Raw genomic sequence first — 15,561 nt, 5'->3', positions numbered from 1 at the left:
CCTCCGTGACGATCAGCAGGGCCCGGCCCCGTCCAGCAGGTGACGGACGATGCCGTCCTCGTCGTTGGCGGCCGTGACGGCGGTGGCCCGCGCGAGGACCTCCGGGTGGGCGTTGGCGGGGGCGACGGCTCGGTCGGCGACGGCGAACATGGGCAGGTCGTTGAGGTGGTCGCCGTACACGGTCAGAGGCAGGTGTCCGAGGCCCGCGGTGCGCGCCAGCTCGCACACGGCCAGGCCCTTCTCGGCCTCGGGGTGCGCGACCTGGACCTCGGTCCAGCCGGGTACGTAGCGGTTGGCGGCGGCCAGGACGGCGGCCGTGGCGCCGAGGGCCTGCTCGAGAAACGTGACGGCGGCCTTCGCCTCCTCGTCGGGGACGAAGGCGATCACCGCGGCGGTGTGCGTGGAGGCGACCGCGGCGTACGGGTCCTGGTAGGCGCCGAGCCGTGGATCGCCGTACGCGCGCTTCTCCTGCGTGTACCAGGCGGTGGCCGGGTTGGAGCAGGGTCCGTGCAGGACGCGGTCGTGGCTGCCGTCCCAGGTGGTCAGCACGGGTTCGGCGGCGAGGTGCGCGAGCGCGTCCAGCGCGGTGGCCGCCGTCTCGGGGCCGAGGGTGCGGTGGGTTAGGTGCCGGTTGGATGCGAGGTCGGTGAGGAACGCGCCGTTGAGCTCGATGACGGGCAGTGTCAGCCGCACGCCGGCGAGCAGACTGCGCATGGCGACGGCGCTGCGCGCGCTGGCCACGGTCAGCGAAGTGCCCGCGTCCAGCAGCGCGTTGAGTCCGTCGCGGGCGTACGCGCTGAGTGTGGCGTCGGAACGCAGCAGCGTTCCGTCGAGATCGAGGACGTGCAGTCCGGGGCGTCGGTCGTCGGTCATCGGCGGGTCTCCTCCAGGAGCCGGTCGGGAAAGAGCGCGGGAATCAGTTCACGCAACTCCCCCATACAACCGAGGACACGGTGGGCGGCGCCGAGCCGGGTGCGCGGTGTGAGTGTCGCGAGGCCGAACACGGTCATGCCGGCCGCCCTGGCGGCGGCGACTCCCCGTGCGCTGTCCTCGACGACCAGGCAGGCCCGGGGGTCCACGCCGAGGCTGCGTGCCGCGTGGAGGAAGAGGTCGGGGGCGGGCTTGGGGCGGTCGACCTGGTCGGCGCCGAAGATCCGGCCGTGCAGCCGGACGGCGAGGCCGGTCAGGCCCAGTGAGACGGCGACCCGCTCGGCGGTGTCGTTGGAGGCGACGCAGTAGGGGATGGAGCGGGCGTCGAGGTCGTCCAGCACCTCACGCACTCCGTCCACCGCCGTGAGTTCCTGCGCGAAGGTGTCGAAGAGCCGGGCGTGGAAGCGGGGTTGGAAGTCGTCGGGGACCGTCGTGCCGGTTCGCCGGCAAACGGTTTCGGCCATGTCCGCGAAGGACTTCCCCAGGTAGTGCTCGACGGCCTCGGCGAACGTCGTCGGCGCCACCTCGTCCGTGAGCATCGAGGCCAGCAGACGGTTGCCCAGGGCCTCGCTGTCCACGAGGACACCGCTGTTGTCGAAGACGACCAGTTCGTGGCCCACCTGCCGCCCCCTTGGCTCGTCTGACGGTGATCTCGGATCAACCTAGGACCGTCTTGACAGTTGAGTCAAGCCCGGGAGGTCATAACTTGACAGCTCTTGGCAACGCCCAGCCCACCGGGACCCGGGCGCCTACCTCTTCAACTGCCTCTTGATTCAGGCGCTTCCGGTGGTAGGGTCAACGACCGCCGACCCCATCTGTCAAGTATTGTCAAACCGATGTTGACAACAATCAGCAGGAATCGCGAAGAGGGATGAATGATGGAGAACCTGTCTGGCCCGGCCGAGCAGACCCATGACCCGCTGCTTCCGGTGGAGGTCCACTGCCACGGCTTTGCCGGCGTGGACTTCTCCGAGTTCTCCCTGCTCGACCTCGAACTCCTCGAGCACGTCTGCGCACGGGAAGGGGTCCTCAGCATCCCGACCCTGTACCTGCACCACCACCGGCTGGGCGAGTTCGAGACGTTCATGCGCCGCTACGACGCCATGAGGCGCGCCGGACGCATCCCGCACGTCGTCGGCGTCGCCCTGGAGGGCCCGCTGCTCTCCAGCCACGGCGGCACGCCGGCCGACACCGTGTGGGCGCCGACGCGTGCGGAGTGGGAGCGGCTGGCCCGCCTCGGTGACCACGGCCTGTGCTACATGGTCCTCTCCCCCGACGCCTTCTCCCCCGCCTCGGACTTCCACGGCCAGACCTTCGACCGCCACCCCGGCTTCGACTGGATCGTCCCGATGCTGCTCGGCCACGGAGTGCGGCCCGCCCTGGGGCACTTCACGCGCTCCGACCCCGGGCTCAGCGCCCGGCTGGTCAAGGACATCGTCGACATCGCCTGGGCCACGGAGTGGAACGGCGAGGGCGCCCGTGTGGTGACCGACCACCTGTTCAACGACATGCCGCTGACCATCCGGCACGCCTTCCGCACCACCCGGGCCCGCGCGACCCGTGACGCGACGCTGGCCTCGTACGACCTGCCGGGGTGGACGCTGGACGCCATGGACGAGATCGCCGGCCCGGTGCCGGCGGCCATCATGCGCGAGGCCGCCACGGGCCGGATCGCCGCGTGCATCAACTTCGACGGCGAGCACGTCGACCTGGCCATCGCCGGCCGCGCGGTCAGCCTCATGGGCCTGGAGAACTCAATGATGATGACCGACCGCTGCGACTCCGCGCGGCTCGGCGGCCAGGACCTGACCCAGGGCGCGGAGAACGGCCTGTGGTACCAGGCCGGCGGCGTCGTCGCCGCCGGATCCCAGCCGCTGGCCCAGCAGATGCGCAACGCGATGGGCCGTGACATCAAGGGCCCCCAGCTGTGGGACCTGGCCGCCGGCACGGCCCACCGCGCCTTCGGGCTCACCGCCCTGGAGTCGGGCCAGCTCCCCGACGGCATGCTCGCGGCGACCCACGAGCGGTGGGCGTCCCTCGACGTCGCGGACGCCGCCTGATGACCGGCACCGGCCTCATGAAGGACACCAGTCGCGTGACGGACGCCGCTTACGTGCCGGACGCCGCTCACGTGACGGACACCGCTTACGTGACGGACACCAACGTCACGAAGGACACCGGCCCCGCTCCGCTTCCCCTGGGCCGGGCCGGCTCCGGCGCACCGCTGCGGATCGGTGTCCTCGTCTCGGCCACCGGCGCCAATCTGCGCACACTGATCGACATGCGGCGCGCGGAGCCGGCCCGCTACGAGGTCGCCCTCGTCGCCTCGCACGGCACCCGGTCCGCAGCACTGGACGTGGCCCGGGAGCACGGAATCGAAGCCTGGCCGGGCGACTTCGACGCACACTGCGGAACGGCCTCACGGGCGACCGGCCCCGCCGAACGTGCCGCGTACCGGCGCCGTGCCCGGCAGTGGCACGACGGGCTCGACGCCCGGATCGCCGCCTGGGAGACGGACAACGGTCCACTGGACCTCGTCGTGCTGGCGTACCACCGCTGGATCGAGGGCGACCTGCTCACCCGCTACCACGGCCGGATGATCAATCAGCACCCCGGGGACCTCGCGGTGCTCGACGACACGCACCGCCGGGCGCTGACCGGCAACGACCCGGTGGCCGTGGCGATGGACCTCGGGCACAGCACCACCCGGACCTCCTGCTTCCTCGTCGACGAGAGCCACGACGGCGGAGCCGTGCTGTGCCAGGGCCCGCCCGTCCCCGTTCGGGCCGGCACGGGCCCCGCGGCACAGGAACGGGAACAGAAGCGCCTCAGCGACCGCCCCTGCCTGGAGTGGACCGTACGCGCCTTCGCCTCCGGCTCACTCGCCCTGTCCGCGAGCACGCACCCCGACGGCAGCCGGGTCGTCCTGGTCGACGGCGTCGCCACGCCGCTGGGCGGCAGACGACTGACCGCGGCCGACACACGCGAGGGGATGTGAAGCAGGTGACGTACACCGCGATCGACGCCCGAGCCCTGGATCCGCTGACACGCGATGCCGACAAGGCCGAGGCCTACCGCCGCGACCCCTACATGCGCGAAGCGCTCACCTCGCTGGCCCCGATGCGCGACCCGCAGGTGCCCGACCGTCACACCTTCGTCGTGCTGAAGCCCGACGCCGTGGCCGGACGGCGCGGCGAACGGATCCTCGGCCTCCTGCGGTCGCGGGGCTGGCATCCGGTCGCGGCGACCACCGTGCGCTTCGACCCGCTGCTCGTCCGCGAACTGTGGCGCTACCAGTTCAACGCCGCCTCCGCGCAGCGCATCGCCGTGGTGGACCCGTTGCTGTCCTCGGGCCGCAGCCTGCTCGTGCTGCTCGAGGACCGCGACCGGCCGGCGTGGCTGCCCGCCAGCGTCCGGCTGACCGCGGCCAAGGGTTCGGCGGATCCCTCGGCCGCACGCGGCACCGACCTGCGCACCAGGATCGGCCGGGTCAACGGCCTGTTCAACTTCATGCACACCGCCGACGAACCCGCGGACGTGATGCGGGAGTTGCAGCTCTTCTCGTACCAGACGGGCTGGGACTGGTGCGCGGGTCCGCTGTTCGGCACCGCGGCGGACAGCGGCGCCGACCCTGAGAGGACAGTGACGACGCTGCTCGCAGAGCTGGCGGCCGAGATCCCCGCGCACGACCTGGACGTCGCCGCCAGCATCCGCCGCCTGGCCGGGCGGAGCGGACCGTGGGGCGACTGCGCCCGCGACCGGCCGCAGCCCGGACGCGTCGAGGACTGGCTCGGCGTGCTGCGTCACGCCCCCCTTCCCGACGGCGGCGGCCGCTGGGACGTCCTGACCGTCCTCACCAGCTGGATCGACTGCAACGAAGCGGGGGTCCTGCCGATCATCGCCACCGCGACCGCCGAGGCCTGGCGCCCCGCGCCGGCGGACGAGGCGACCAGAGAGGTGACCTACGCATGAGCACCGCCGTCCCCCCGTTCGCCGGAGCGGGCAACCTCATCTACCGCGCCGAGCACGTGCCGCGCTTCGTACGCGCCGAGGGGTGCTACCTCCAGGCCGCCGACGGGCGCCGCTATCTCGACGCCGAGGCCGCCAACGGCACCGTCGCCTGGGGCTACGACAAGCAGATCCTGCGTGACGCCCTCGCCTACTGCGAGGACCTGCCGGCGCTGCCGTCCTTCTGCGAGTCCGACCTGCGGCTGGACGTGCTGCGGCGGCTGGAGCGGCTCTTCGGTGACGCCGTCGGGGCCCCGGGCCGCGTCGAGTTGGACCTCGGCGGCGCCCAGGGCATGGAGACCGCCCTGCGCATCGCGTTCAGCGCCGTCGGGCCGGGCACGGTCGTGGTGTTCGAGGGCGCGTTCCACGGCAGGTCCGGAGTGACCAGCATGCTCAGTTCCAGTCCCCGGTACCGCGAACTGCTCGCGGCGTGGGGGCTCGAAGTGGTCCGGCTGCCCAGCCCCGACTGCAGCCGCTGCCCGCACGCCGCGGTGTCGGCCCCGGCCTGCGGGAAGGGATGCGTCGCCGCGGCCACCCGGTGGGGCTCCGAGCTCTCCGGCGTCGGTGGCGCGGGCTTCTCCCGCAAGGTGAGTGCCTTCGTCTTCGAGTCCGTGCAGAACGTGGGCGGCATGGCCGAGCCCGATCACACGCTGCTGCGGGCGGCGGTGGACCATGCGCGCGCCAACGGTGCGGTGGTCATCGCCGACGAGATATTCACCGGCATGCACAGGACCGGCCCGCGCTGGGGCTTCCAGCGCTCGGGGGTCACCCCCGACGTGGTCGTCGCCAGCAAGGCCCTCACCAACGGCGCGGCGGCCCTGAGTGCCGTGTGGGCACGTGAACCGCTCGCGGCTCCCCAGACGTACCGGCCCGGCAGCCACTCCTCGACCTACATCGGCATCCCGCACGCCCTGGGGGTCACGCGGGCGGTCCTGGACCGCTGGGACGCCTGGGCGGAGCCGGCCGCGGACATGGCGGGGCTCGCGGCCCGGCTGACGGACCGACTGAAGCGGCTCCAGGCCGCCCATCCGGACCTGGTGAGGGACTGCCAGGCCTTCGGCGGCACCGCCCGCCTCGTGCTGACCGGTGACCACGCTCCCGCGCTGCGGCGGCTGTGCCTGTCGGCCGACCCGCGGACCGGGCTCGTCGTCGCCTCGACCGGAATGGCCCCGGACGTGATCAACATCCATCCCCCGCTGGTCATCGCGGACAGTGATCTGGACGTCATGACGGACGTCCTCGACCGCGCCCTGACCCTGCTGGGCGAGACCGCGGGGAGCGACGCATGATGTCGCGCCTGCCCGAGGACCCGCTGGTCTGCCTGTGCGCACGCGTCCCGGAGAGCGTCATCCTGGCCGCCCGGGCCTCGGGCATCCGCGACGTGCCCGCCCTGCGACAGGCCACCGCCGCCAACACGGGCTGCGGAGACTGCCTGACCGACCTCGAGGAACTCCTGGAGTGACCGGCCCGCGCGAGCGGCCCGCCGGTCGCGTCTGGCCACTGGCGGTCATGGCCGCCAGCGGCCACCGGCACCTCATGACACCGGACCCTCGCAGCCCTCAGGATCTGTGCAGGCACTCGACACCATCCGAGCACCACGGGAGAGAGGACCGGACCGTGCTGTCCATCACCAAGGAGTTCCACTTCTCCGCGAGCCACCGACTGGCCGGCCTTCCACCGGACCACCAGTGCGGCCGACTGCACGGCCACAACTACGTGGTGCTGCTCGAACTGAGCGGACACCCCGACCGGTTGGCCGAAGCCGGCTTCGTACGCGACTACGGCGAACTGGGCGTCGTCAAGAAGTGGCTCGACGACACCGTCGATCACCGGCATCTCAACGACGTGCTGCCCGACGTGAATCCGACGGCCGAGCACCTTGCCATGTGGATCTACCGGACGTGGGCTGCGGACTTCCCGGAGCTGACCGCCGTACGGGTCTCCGAAACGCCCAGGACCTGGGCGACGTACCGGCCCGCCGGCCCCGCCGACTGACCGCGTACGCGACCGGGTCACCGCACGAGTTCCCAGACGATCACCCGGACACCGTTCCGGTCGACGAGCCCGGTCGGGCTCAAGGGGGTGGTGAAGATGGCGGTTCCGAAACTCGTGGTGAACGAGATGTTCGGACCCACCTAGCGCCGTACAGGGCGAAGGGCCTTCCACCGGAAGGTCGTGTGCGTTCCTCCGTCTCGGCGGCTGCAATCTGACCTGCCGCTGGTGCGACACACCGTACACGTGGGACTGGAAGGGCGAGTCGGACACCGGCATCGCCTACCGTGCGGCGGACGAGCTGCACGCGCTGACCGTCACCGAGGTCACCGAGCGGCTGCTCGGCTTCGGTGTCGACCTGATCGTGATCTCGGGCGGTGAACCGCTCAGCCAGCAGGACCGGGTACTGCCCGTGATCCAAGCCCTCGGGGAACACCGGGTGGCGGTCGAGTTCGAGACCAACGGCACCGTGGAGCCGCGCGACGCGCTGGTGGCGGCCGGGGCCCGGTTCAACGTGTCTCCGAAGCTCGCGCACTCGGGGGTCGCCGAGGACCGGCGCATCGTTCCGCAGGCTCTGCGGCGGTTCGCCCAACTACGCGGCGTCTCCTTCAAGTTCGTGTGCGGCGACACCGCCGATCTGGCGGAGGTCGATGAACTGGTGCGCCGGTTCGATCTCAAGAACGTGTGGGTCATGCCCAGGGGGCAGTCCCCCGAGGAGATCGACTCGGGCATGCGCGCGCTCGTCGAGGAAGTGACGGCACGCAAGTGGAATCTGTCCGGACGACTGCATGTCAACGTGTGGGGAAACAAGCGGGGTGTCTGAGTGAGCAGCAGCATCGAAGTGTTGACCGAGGACCTGGCACTGCTGGAAGGGGAGGACAGAGACCCGTTGGAGTTGATCGCCCGCCAACTGCTGGTGGCGATCGGCGAGGATCCGGACCGTGAGGGGCTCCAGGAGACGCCGGCCCGATACGCGCGCTGGTGGCGCGAGTTCACCGGGTACGACCCCGGGACCGTGGACACCCTCTTCGAGACCACGGCGACCGGCAGCCTGGTCGCCGTCTCCGGCATCAACGTGTGGTCGCTGTGCGAGCACCACCTGCTGCCGTTCTCCTGCCGGATCACCATCGGCTACCTGCCGCGGCAGAAGATGCTGGGCCTCAGCAAGTTCGCCCGGATCGCGCACCAGCACGCCCACAAGCTGCAGTCGCAGGAGCAGCTGTCGCAGCAGATCGCCGACGACATCGAGCGGCTCACCGGCTCCCCCGACGTGGCGGTCGTCGGCCGCGGCGAGCACCTGTGCATGGCGATGCGCGGCATCCGTACGCCCGCCACCATGACGACCGCCGTGTGGCGGGGCGCGCTCCAGGACGCCGCGCTGCGCAGCGAGCTCATCGCGCTCACCAACGACCGCACCTGCTGAGGAGAGGACACGGCATGCGGATCTCCGAACCCCGGCGGACCGGACTGAGCTTCGACGACGTCCTGTTCGTGCCCCGGCGCACCTCGCTGACCAGCAGGCGGCAGGCCGACACCCGCAGCGAGCTGCTGCCCGGGCTGACCCTGAGGGTGCCCGTCGTCTCGGCCAACACCCAGTGGTGCACCGGCGACCGGATGGCGGCGGCGATGGCGCGGCGGGGCGGCCTCGGCATCCTGCACCGGATGCAGACCGTCGAGCAGCAGGTCGCCCAGCTGGACGCGGTCAAGGCCGTACAGGTGGACGGCGAGCAGGGCGACAGTGCCACCCTCGACGCCGCGGGGCGGCTGCTGGCCGGTGCGGCCGTCGGCGTCACCGGCGACTGGCGTGAGCGCGCGGCCCAACTGGTCGCGCACGGCGCGGACATCCTGCTGGTGGATGTCGCGCACGGGCACAGCGACCCGGTCATCGACACCGTCAAGGAACTGCGCTCCGCGTACCCCGGCACCCCGCTCATCGCGGGCAACGTGGCCACGGCGGAGGGCGTGCGGGACCTGGCGGCGGCCGGTGCCCAGTCGGTGAAGGTGGGGATCGGGCCGGGCGGTGTGTGCACCACCCGGCTGGTCGCGGGCACCGGCGTGCCGCAGCTGACCGCCGTCATGGACTGTGCCGACGCGGCCGCGGAGGCCGGGGTGACGATCATCGCCGACGGCGGCATCCGGCAGGCCGGTGACATCGCCAAGGCCCTCGCGGCCGGGGCGCACGCGGTGATGCTGGGCTCGGCGCTCGCGGGCGCCGACGAGAGCGAGGCCACCCCGGTGGAGCGGGACGGCCGCCACTACCGGGTCAGCAACGGCTTCGTCTCGCTCGGCATGGAGCTCACCCTGCGCAGGGCGGCCGGTGGCACGGTCACCCGGGAGGAGCTGGACGACTACGTGCCGGAGGGCGTCGAGGCGACCTTCCCGGCCTCCGGGTCACTGGCCCGTACGCTGCGGCAGCTGGTCGGCGGCGTGCAGTCCGCGATGAGCTACTCGGGCGCCCGCGACCTGGACGCCTTCCGCGCGCAGGCCGAGTTCATCCGGGTGACCGCCGCGGGCCGCGCGGAGAACGTGCCGCATGCACGCGAACGCTCGGTGCAGATCGACACCGACCATGCCGCGAAGGCGGTGGCGGGATGAGCGGGACACAGGCCGCCGCTGAGGACGCCGTGGCGGGCGAGCGGCCCGGTATGTGGACCCGGCAGGGTCCCTACCTGCTCGACATGGCGACCTTCGGGCAACTGCTGGAGGACATCGCGGACGAGGTGCGGGCCGCCGGCTTCGTGCCGGACGCCGTGCTCGCCGTGGCCCGCGGCGGCCTCGCGGCGGGCGGGTATCTGACCTGCGCGCTGGATGTGCCGGTGATGCACACCGTGCGGGTGCGCCGAACGGCCGACGACAGCCGGTACGCCGCCAAGCAGCGGCCCGTCGTCGACGGCTCGGCGCCCGTCGGACTGGGCCCCGGCGACAAGGTGCTGGTCGTCGACGACATCGTGGGCACGGGCGCCACCGCCGACACGGTCCTGGCGTTCCTGGCCGACGCCGGGGTCGCCCGGCAGGACGTGCGGTTCGCCGCGGTCGTACGCAACCACCGCAGCGGCTACGAGCCCGATCACTGCCCGGCGGTCGTCGACGACTGGATCGTCTTCCCGTGGGAGACGGCCCGGGAGGCCACGGACGACTGCCGTCCGTTCCCGGCCACGGCACGGGTGCGCCGGTGAGCCGCCGACCGGGCGGCGGCTTCCCGGGCAGTGGGCTGGCCCGGGCGGCGGACGCCGCCACGCTCGGGCTGCCCGGCTGCTACGACGCCGTCGACCTGTACACGTACGGCCGGCGGATCAGCAGCCGCGTCGAGGTGGCGCAGACGCTCGCCGGGATCGAGAAGGAGCACGGGGCCCGGCCGACGGTGGTGTTCACGGACATCGCCGAGCGGCCGGGGTCCCGGGTGCTGTGCCACCCGTATCCGAGGGAGGTGCTCCTGGCCGCGCTGGACACGACGGAGGAGAAGCACCTCGCGGAGATGTCCCGGCGGCTCGCCGGGCCCGTCCCGCCACCCGGCACCGCCGCCCGGCCCGCCGTGGCGCGGCGGGAGTCGCCCGGACTGCTGGACGACCTGCCGATCCTCCAGCACCGGCCCGCCGACGCGGGGCCGTACATCACGGCCGGGGTCGGCGTGACCACGCGGCCCGACGGCAGCGGCGTCAACCTGGGCTTCTACCGCACCCAGGTGGTCGGCCCCGACGAGGCGCGGATCTTCCTGGACCCGCGCACCGACGGGCACCGCAATCTGCTCGCCTGGCTGGAGACCGGCCGTCCCATGCCGATCTCGCTGTTCCTCGGCGCCGACCCGGCGCTGACCGTGGTGGCCGCCTCGCGGCTGCCGGCCGAGGGCGACGACTACGAGATCGCGGCGCGGCTCCTCGGCCGCTCGCTGGGCGTGGGCGGATTTCCGCCGGTGCCGGACGACGCCACCCACGTCGTGACCGGGTTCGTCGAGGAGCGGGACGAGGTCGAGGGGCCGTTCGGCGAGTTCAAGGGCTACTACGCCGAGGCGCGGCGCAGCAACGTCCTCACCGTCACCGGGGTGTCCGCCACACCGGGCGCGCCGTGGCCGACGATCGTGGCAGGAGCCCGGTCGGGGCTGACCCTGATGAGCTTCCAGAACGAGTACCTGATGTACGCCCATCTGCAGGGCCTCGGGTATCCGATCAGGTCGGTGCACTACTCGGTCAGGGCGCGGGGCGAGTTCGTGGCGTACATCGAGACGGACGCGCCGAGCCAGGAACTGGTACGCGAGGCGATGGCCTTCGACGTACGCTCCAAGGTGGTCATCTGCGGTCCCGACCTCGCCAACCCGGGTCAGGCACTGGCCACTTACGGCTTCACCACCCGGACCGAGCCCTACTATCGCAAGGGCCGGGTGGAGGGGGAACGGATCGGGCTGGCCCTGGTGATCCCGCCGGACGGCTGGCCGACCGAGTACTGAACCACGCACCGACACCGCACCGAGCGAGGACTGCACGACGATGGACCGATTCGCACGAGCGCTGCCCGCCGCCCTGATGGTGATCCCGGGGCCGGACGCCACCGTGACCTTCATCCGCCAGCTCAAGGGGCCGTACGCGAACAACTGGCTGCTGCCCGGGGGCGGCATCGAGCCGGGCGAGCCGGCGGAGGCGGCGGCGCTGCGGGAGGCGCGCGAGGAGACCGGGATCGCCGTGCGGTCCTGTTCGCTGTTCGCCGTCTACGAGTTCACCGGCGTCTGGGAGCAGGGGGGCTATCACCTGCTGATGTTCGCCTTCCTGGCCGACGGCGCCTACGCGCTGCGGCCCGGATTCGCCGGGGACAACGTGGGCGCGATCCGGCAGGCCCGGATCGGTGAGATCGACATGCACTCCACGGATCTGCAGATCCTCACCGACGCCGGGCTGGCCTCCTACGACGAGCAGACCATTGCCCGGGCGCTGGCCGCGGACGGCATCACGATGCACGCGCACCGGGTGGCGTCCACCGCCCGGTGCGGTGCGCCGTGAGCGCCGGATCCGCAGCCAGGGTCCGGCAGGTGCTCTGTCGGCAGCCGATCGTCAGCCGCGCCGCACGCAGCCCCAGGGCCAATGCCGCCCTGGGGCTCGCACCCCGTACGAGGTGGACGACGAACGCGGACGCCAGGGCGTCGCCGGCCCCGGTGTCGTCGGCGCAGGTCCCGGCCTCGGCGGGCAGGGTCAGCGGCGCGGGCTGCCCGGCGGAGGCGACGGTGGCGCCGGCCGCGCCCGCGGTCACCACGACGACGCGGGGCCCGAGCCCGAGCAGGTGCTGCGCCTGCTCGGCCGGGGTGGCCCGCCGTCCGGTGAGAGCCTCGGCCTCACGGACGTTGAGCAGCAGCACGTCGTACAGCGGCAGCAGATGGGCGCGCGGGCCGAAGTCCTGTTGCCGGGTGGGCAGACAGCACATCGGTGTCCCGTTGTTCCTGGCCTCCCGCGACACCCAGGTGAGCAGGTCCTCGTCGAGCCCGCCCTCGGCGACCACGGCCTTCGCCGCCGCGACGGTCCCGGCCAGGGCGGGTCCGGCCAGGGCCTTGGCGGCGGCCGGGTCGGGCAGCGCTATGCGGGAGGTGATCTGCCCTCCCTCCGCGTCGAGCAGGACGTCGAAGCGGCCTGTCCCGTCGGCGGTGCGCAGCACATGGAGTCCGACGCCGAGGCCGGTCAGCTCCGCCTCGATGTCCGCGGCGTCCTGCCCGAACCCGGACAGGCCGGCGAAGACCGCACGGGCGCCGAGCCGGGCCGCGTTGACCCCGACGTTGCGGCCGACGCCGCCGTAGTGCCGCTGCAGGCCCCAGAGTTCGGCCCCGCCCAGCGTGCCGGCGGCGAAGTACTTGCGGTCCATCACGAGCGAGCCCAGCACGAGCACGTCGCACTCCACGGAATGACCCCCGGAGATCGAAGAGAGAGGAAAGCAACTGATGGCAGAGGAGACCGAAGTCGCCAGTGGAGGCGAGGGATTCGAATCGGGCTCGGAAGAACTCACTCAGAGGCGCGAGAGTCGCGCGTTCCGGTGGAAGTTCTGCCTAATTTATCTGGCCGGTGTCTTCGCCGCCACAAGTATGGGGAAAATGACGCCGATATCTGTGGCGCTGCGCGCGGACCTCTCTCTTTCCCTGGCCCAGGTGGCGCTGCTCACCTCGCTGGTCACCGCGGTCGCCGCCGTACTGGGTCTGTTCGTCAGCTATCTGCTCCGGCCGCTGCCGCCGCACCACATGCTGGTCGCCGGGCTCGTGGTGATGGGTCTCGCCGGACTGTTCTGCGCCCGGACCGACAGCTTCGGCGCGATGCTGGGCGGCCGGCTGGCGGAGAGCGTGGGGTACGTCGTCGTGGTGATCGTCGCCCCGGTCATGCTGTTCGCGCTGGGCGACGGGAGGCGGCTGACCGGCGCGCTGGCGATCTGGGGGACGTTCATGCCGGTGGGTCTGGCGCTCGGCTCCTTCGCGGGCGGGGTGCTGTCCGCGTGGCTCGACTGGCGGGGGTGGCTGACGGTGGCCGCGGCGGCGACGCTGGTGGTCGCGGCGGGTGCCACTCGGCTGCCGGCGGTGCCGGCGGCGGCGCGGACGGACGCGACGGGACCGGGGAGCCCGGACCGGGCGGCGCGGGTGCGCCGGCTCGCGCCTCCCTTCTCGCTGGCCGCCGGGTTCGCGACGATCAGCGGGTCGATCGTCGCCTGCGTCACCCTCTACCCCACGTATCTGCACGAGGAGTTCGGCCTGTCCACCGAGTCGGCCGGCACGCTCACCGGGGTGGTGTCGCTGGCCGGGGTGGCGGGTGGGTTCCTGGCGAGCTGGCTGCTGGTGCGGGGCGTCGGGGTGACGTATCTGTTCCTGGTCGCGCTGCTGATGCCGGCGGGGGCGTTCGCCGCCTTCGCCGGGACGGGGGGACTCGGGCTGTCGCTGGGCAGCGCGCTGGTCGTCGCGCTCGCCAACGAACTGGTGGTGGCCACGGTGTTCGCGGCGGTGCCGCTGGCCGTGCGTGCCACCTCCGACCTCGGTGCCGCCAACGGCCTGGTGGCGCAGCTGGGAAGTATCGGCGCACTGGCCACACCGCCTCTGGTGGGGCTCGCGGTGACGGCGGTCGACGGCTGGTGGGTCGTGGGCCCCTGTCTGCTGGCGGTGTGCGTGGCGGGCCTGGTGCTGTTGCAGATCGCCGTGCGGCAGCCGGCGCACGGGAACACGAACGTGAAGGAGGCGGTATGACCGTCGAGTACGTGATCTTCGACTGGGCGGGCACCCTCACGCCGTGGCACACGGTGGACCTGCCGGGCATCTGGCAGCAGACCGCGGCCTCGCTGGACGGGGTCGGCGCGCGGGAGGCGCCCGAGGTGGGCGAGAGGCTGCTGCGGGCGGAGGGGGAGCTGATGGCGCGCTGCCGCGAGACGCAGTACTCGGCCCGGCTCGACGAGGTCTTCGAACGCGCCGGGGTGACGCCCACACCACGGGCCCTGTCGGCCTACCGGCGGGCCTGGGAGGCACACACCCTGATCGACCCGCAGGCCCCGGAGATGCTGCAGGGGCTGCGCGAGCGGGGCCTGGGCATCGGCGTCCTCTCCAACACCCTGTGGCCGGCCGGCTGGCACGACGAGATCTTCGAGCGGGACGGTGTGCTCGGCCATGTCGACGCCACCGTCTACTCCAGCGAGGTGGCGTGGACCAAGCCGCACCCGGACATCTTCGCGGCGATGATGGCGAAGCTGGGCGCGGCGTCGGCGAGGGCCTGCGCATTCGTCGGGGACCGGGCCTTCGAGGACGTGTACGGGGCGCAGCAGGCCGGGATGCGGACCATTCTGGTGCCGCACAGCAGCATTCCGAAACAGGAATGGGGCACGCGGGACGCGGTCCCGGACGCGGTGGTCACAACGCTGAAGGACGTATTGACCGTGGTGGACGAATGGAACCGGTCCGAGCGGTGAATGCGGGAATTCTCTGAAGCCGGTCGATGTCCGTCGCGGTCCCGTCCGGACCGCGACGGACATCACCGTGTCAGACGCCGGCCGGCACCTCCATGCGCGTCGGCACACCGACCGCGTCCAGCGCGGTGCGCGCGTCGGGGACCACCCGGATCAGGGCGCGGTCGCGGGCCGAGAGGAAACCCTCTTCCAGCATCCGGTCGAACAGGGCGACCAACGGGTCGAAGAAGCCCCGGACGTCGACGAGGGCGATGGGCTTGTCGTGGTAGCCGAGCTGGTTCCAGGTGGCCACCTCCATCAGCTCGTCGAGCGTGCCGTATCCGCCGGGCAGCACGACGAAGGCGTCCGACATCCGGTACATCAGGGCCTTGCGCTCGTGCATGCCGCCCACCACGAAGATCTCGCCGCAGGCGCTGTCGAGCCGCTCCCGCTCGTGCAGCGCGTGCGGGATCACTCCGGTCACCGTCGCACCGCCCGCCAGGGCCGCGCTCGACACGCCTCCCATGATGCCGGCACCACCGGCGCCGTAGACCAGCCCGGCGTCCCGGGCGGCCAGTTCACGGCCCAGCTCGGTGGCCGCCTGCGTGTGTTCCGGGTGGCGGCCGGAGCGCGAGCCGCAGAACACGCCGATGTTCTTGCGTGCGGAAGGTGCAGGGGTCACTGGTCTTCTCCTGGAGGGGGACGGTTCCGTCGTATCCGGACAGGCGTGGGTCCCTGGCCGCCGCG

The 15,561-nt window shown here is 72.2% G+C and carries 17 protein-coding genes and 1 pseudogene; 14 read left to right on the top strand and 4 right to left on the bottom strand.

All coding sequences use genetic code 11. The annotated features are described in order from the left end of the window. Positions 1 to 12 precede the first annotated feature (12 nt). Together ACWD0J_RS02935 and ACWD0J_RS02930 are read right to left on the bottom strand one after the other, a co-directional pair. Positions 13 to 873 carry an HAD family hydrolase gene (locus ACWD0J_RS02935; RefSeq protein ID WP_451493943.1) on the bottom strand — a complete coding sequence of 287 codons (861 nt, stop codon included), beginning with the start codon at positions 871 to 873 and terminating at the stop codon, positions 13 to 15. Beyond that, complete coding sequence (locus ACWD0J_RS02930; protein WP_451493942.1) at positions 870 to 1,550, bottom strand: HAD-IA family hydrolase; 681 nt, start codon at positions 1,548 to 1,550, stop codon at positions 870 to 872. Before ACWD0J_RS02930 ends, ACWD0J_RS02935 begins: the two co-directional genes overlap by 4 nt. 258 nt (positions 1,551 to 1,808) lie before the next feature. Between ACWD0J_RS02930 and ACWD0J_RS02925 the strand changes: the two genes are divergently transcribed. The 12 genes and pseudogenes from ACWD0J_RS02925 (at position 1,809) to ACWD0J_RS02870 (ending at position 11,918) form a co-directional block, all read left to right on the top strand. Continuing rightward, positions 1,809 to 2,990, top strand: a complete 1,182-nt coding sequence (locus tag ACWD0J_RS02925; RefSeq protein WP_451493941.1) for a hypothetical protein — start codon at positions 1,809 to 1,811, stop codon at positions 2,988 to 2,990. A gap of 35 nt (positions 2,991 to 3,025) precedes the next feature. Beyond that, positions 3,026 to 3,928, top strand: coding sequence for a formyltransferase family protein (locus ACWD0J_RS02920; protein WP_451493940.1), 903 nt, complete (start codon positions 3,026 to 3,028; stop codon positions 3,926 to 3,928). A 5-nt stretch (positions 3,929 to 3,933) separates the two neighbouring features. Further along, on the top strand, positions 3,934 to 4,902 hold the full coding sequence (locus tag ACWD0J_RS02915; protein WP_451493939.1) for a nucleoside-diphosphate kinase: 969 nt from the start codon (positions 3,934 to 3,936) through the stop codon (positions 4,900 to 4,902). Then, positions 4,899 to 6,227: an aminotransferase class III-fold pyridoxal phosphate-dependent enzyme gene (locus ACWD0J_RS02910; RefSeq protein ID WP_451493938.1), complete on the top strand. Its 1,329-nt coding sequence runs from the start codon at positions 4,899 to 4,901 to the stop codon at positions 6,225 to 6,227. The genes ACWD0J_RS02915 and ACWD0J_RS02910 overlap by 4 nt, the downstream gene beginning before the upstream one ends. After that, positions 6,224 to 6,400 (top strand): (2Fe-2S)-binding protein, encoded by a 177-nt coding sequence (locus ACWD0J_RS02905; RefSeq protein ID WP_451493937.1) that lies wholly within the window; start codon positions 6,224 to 6,226, stop codon positions 6,398 to 6,400. Before ACWD0J_RS02910 ends, ACWD0J_RS02905 begins: the two co-directional genes overlap by 4 nt. A gap of 155 nt (positions 6,401 to 6,555) precedes the next feature. Next, a complete protein-coding gene (locus ACWD0J_RS02900; RefSeq protein ID WP_451493936.1) occupies positions 6,556 to 6,933 on the top strand; it encodes a 6-pyruvoyl trahydropterin synthase family protein in 378 nt (125 codons plus the stop codon). 208 nt (positions 6,934 to 7,141) lie between these two features. Continuing rightward, positions 7,142 to 7,753: pseudogene (locus tag ACWD0J_RS02895) on the top strand (7-carboxy-7-deazaguanine synthase QueE); the annotation flags it as partial. After that, on the top strand, positions 7,754 to 8,353 hold the full coding sequence (folE, locus tag ACWD0J_RS02890) for a GTP cyclohydrolase I (RefSeq protein WP_451493935.1): 600 nt from the start codon (positions 7,754 to 7,756) through the stop codon (positions 8,351 to 8,353). A 14-nt stretch (positions 8,354 to 8,367) separates the two neighbouring features. Further along, a complete protein-coding gene (locus tag ACWD0J_RS02885; protein ID WP_451493934.1) occupies positions 8,368 to 9,525 on the top strand; it encodes an IMP dehydrogenase in 1,158 nt (385 codons plus the stop codon). Further along, positions 9,522 to 10,106: a phosphoribosyltransferase gene (locus ACWD0J_RS02880; RefSeq protein ID WP_451493933.1), complete on the top strand. Its 585-nt coding sequence runs from the start codon at positions 9,522 to 9,524 to the stop codon at positions 10,104 to 10,106. The genes ACWD0J_RS02885 and ACWD0J_RS02880 overlap by 4 nt, the downstream gene beginning before the upstream one ends. Further along, positions 10,103 to 11,371 (top strand): UbiD family decarboxylase, encoded by a 1,269-nt coding sequence (locus ACWD0J_RS02875; RefSeq protein ID WP_451493932.1) that lies wholly within the window; start codon positions 10,103 to 10,105, stop codon positions 11,369 to 11,371. The genes ACWD0J_RS02880 and ACWD0J_RS02875 overlap by 4 nt, the downstream gene beginning before the upstream one ends. Positions 11,372 to 11,411: 40 nt before the next feature. Beyond that, positions 11,412 to 11,918, top strand: a complete 507-nt coding sequence (locus ACWD0J_RS02870; protein ID WP_451493931.1) for an NUDIX domain-containing protein — start codon at positions 11,412 to 11,414, stop codon at positions 11,916 to 11,918. Here the strand turns inward: ACWD0J_RS02870 and ACWD0J_RS02865 are convergent. After that, complete coding sequence (locus tag ACWD0J_RS02865) at positions 11,866 to 12,792, bottom strand: PfkB family carbohydrate kinase (protein ID WP_451493930.1); 927 nt, start codon at positions 12,790 to 12,792, stop codon at positions 11,866 to 11,868. The two genes, ACWD0J_RS02870 and ACWD0J_RS02865, sit on opposite strands and share 53 nt — an antisense overlap. A 52-nt stretch (positions 12,793 to 12,844) precedes the next feature. Between ACWD0J_RS02865 and ACWD0J_RS02860 the strand changes: the two genes are divergently transcribed. Continuing rightward, complete coding sequence (locus tag ACWD0J_RS02860) at positions 12,845 to 14,125, top strand: MFS transporter (protein WP_451493929.1); 1,281 nt, start codon at positions 12,845 to 12,847, stop codon at positions 14,123 to 14,125. Then, a complete protein-coding gene (locus ACWD0J_RS02855; protein WP_451493928.1) occupies positions 14,122 to 14,838 on the top strand; it encodes an HAD family hydrolase in 717 nt (238 codons plus the stop codon). The genes ACWD0J_RS02860 and ACWD0J_RS02855 overlap by 4 nt, the downstream gene beginning before the upstream one ends. Before the next feature lie 70 nt (positions 14,839 to 14,908). Here ACWD0J_RS02855 and ACWD0J_RS02850 read toward each other — a convergent pair whose 3' ends face one another. Next, positions 14,909 to 15,496: an LOG family protein gene (locus ACWD0J_RS02850; protein WP_451493927.1), complete on the bottom strand. Its 588-nt coding sequence runs from the start codon at positions 15,494 to 15,496 to the stop codon at positions 14,909 to 14,911. Positions 15,497 to 15,561: the final 65 nt, after the last annotated feature.

The organism is Streptomyces sp. NPDC003011, assembly GCF_053591515.1.
Note: the sequence above shows the minus strand (reverse complement) of the source record. Positions and strands in the feature narration are given on the sequence as shown.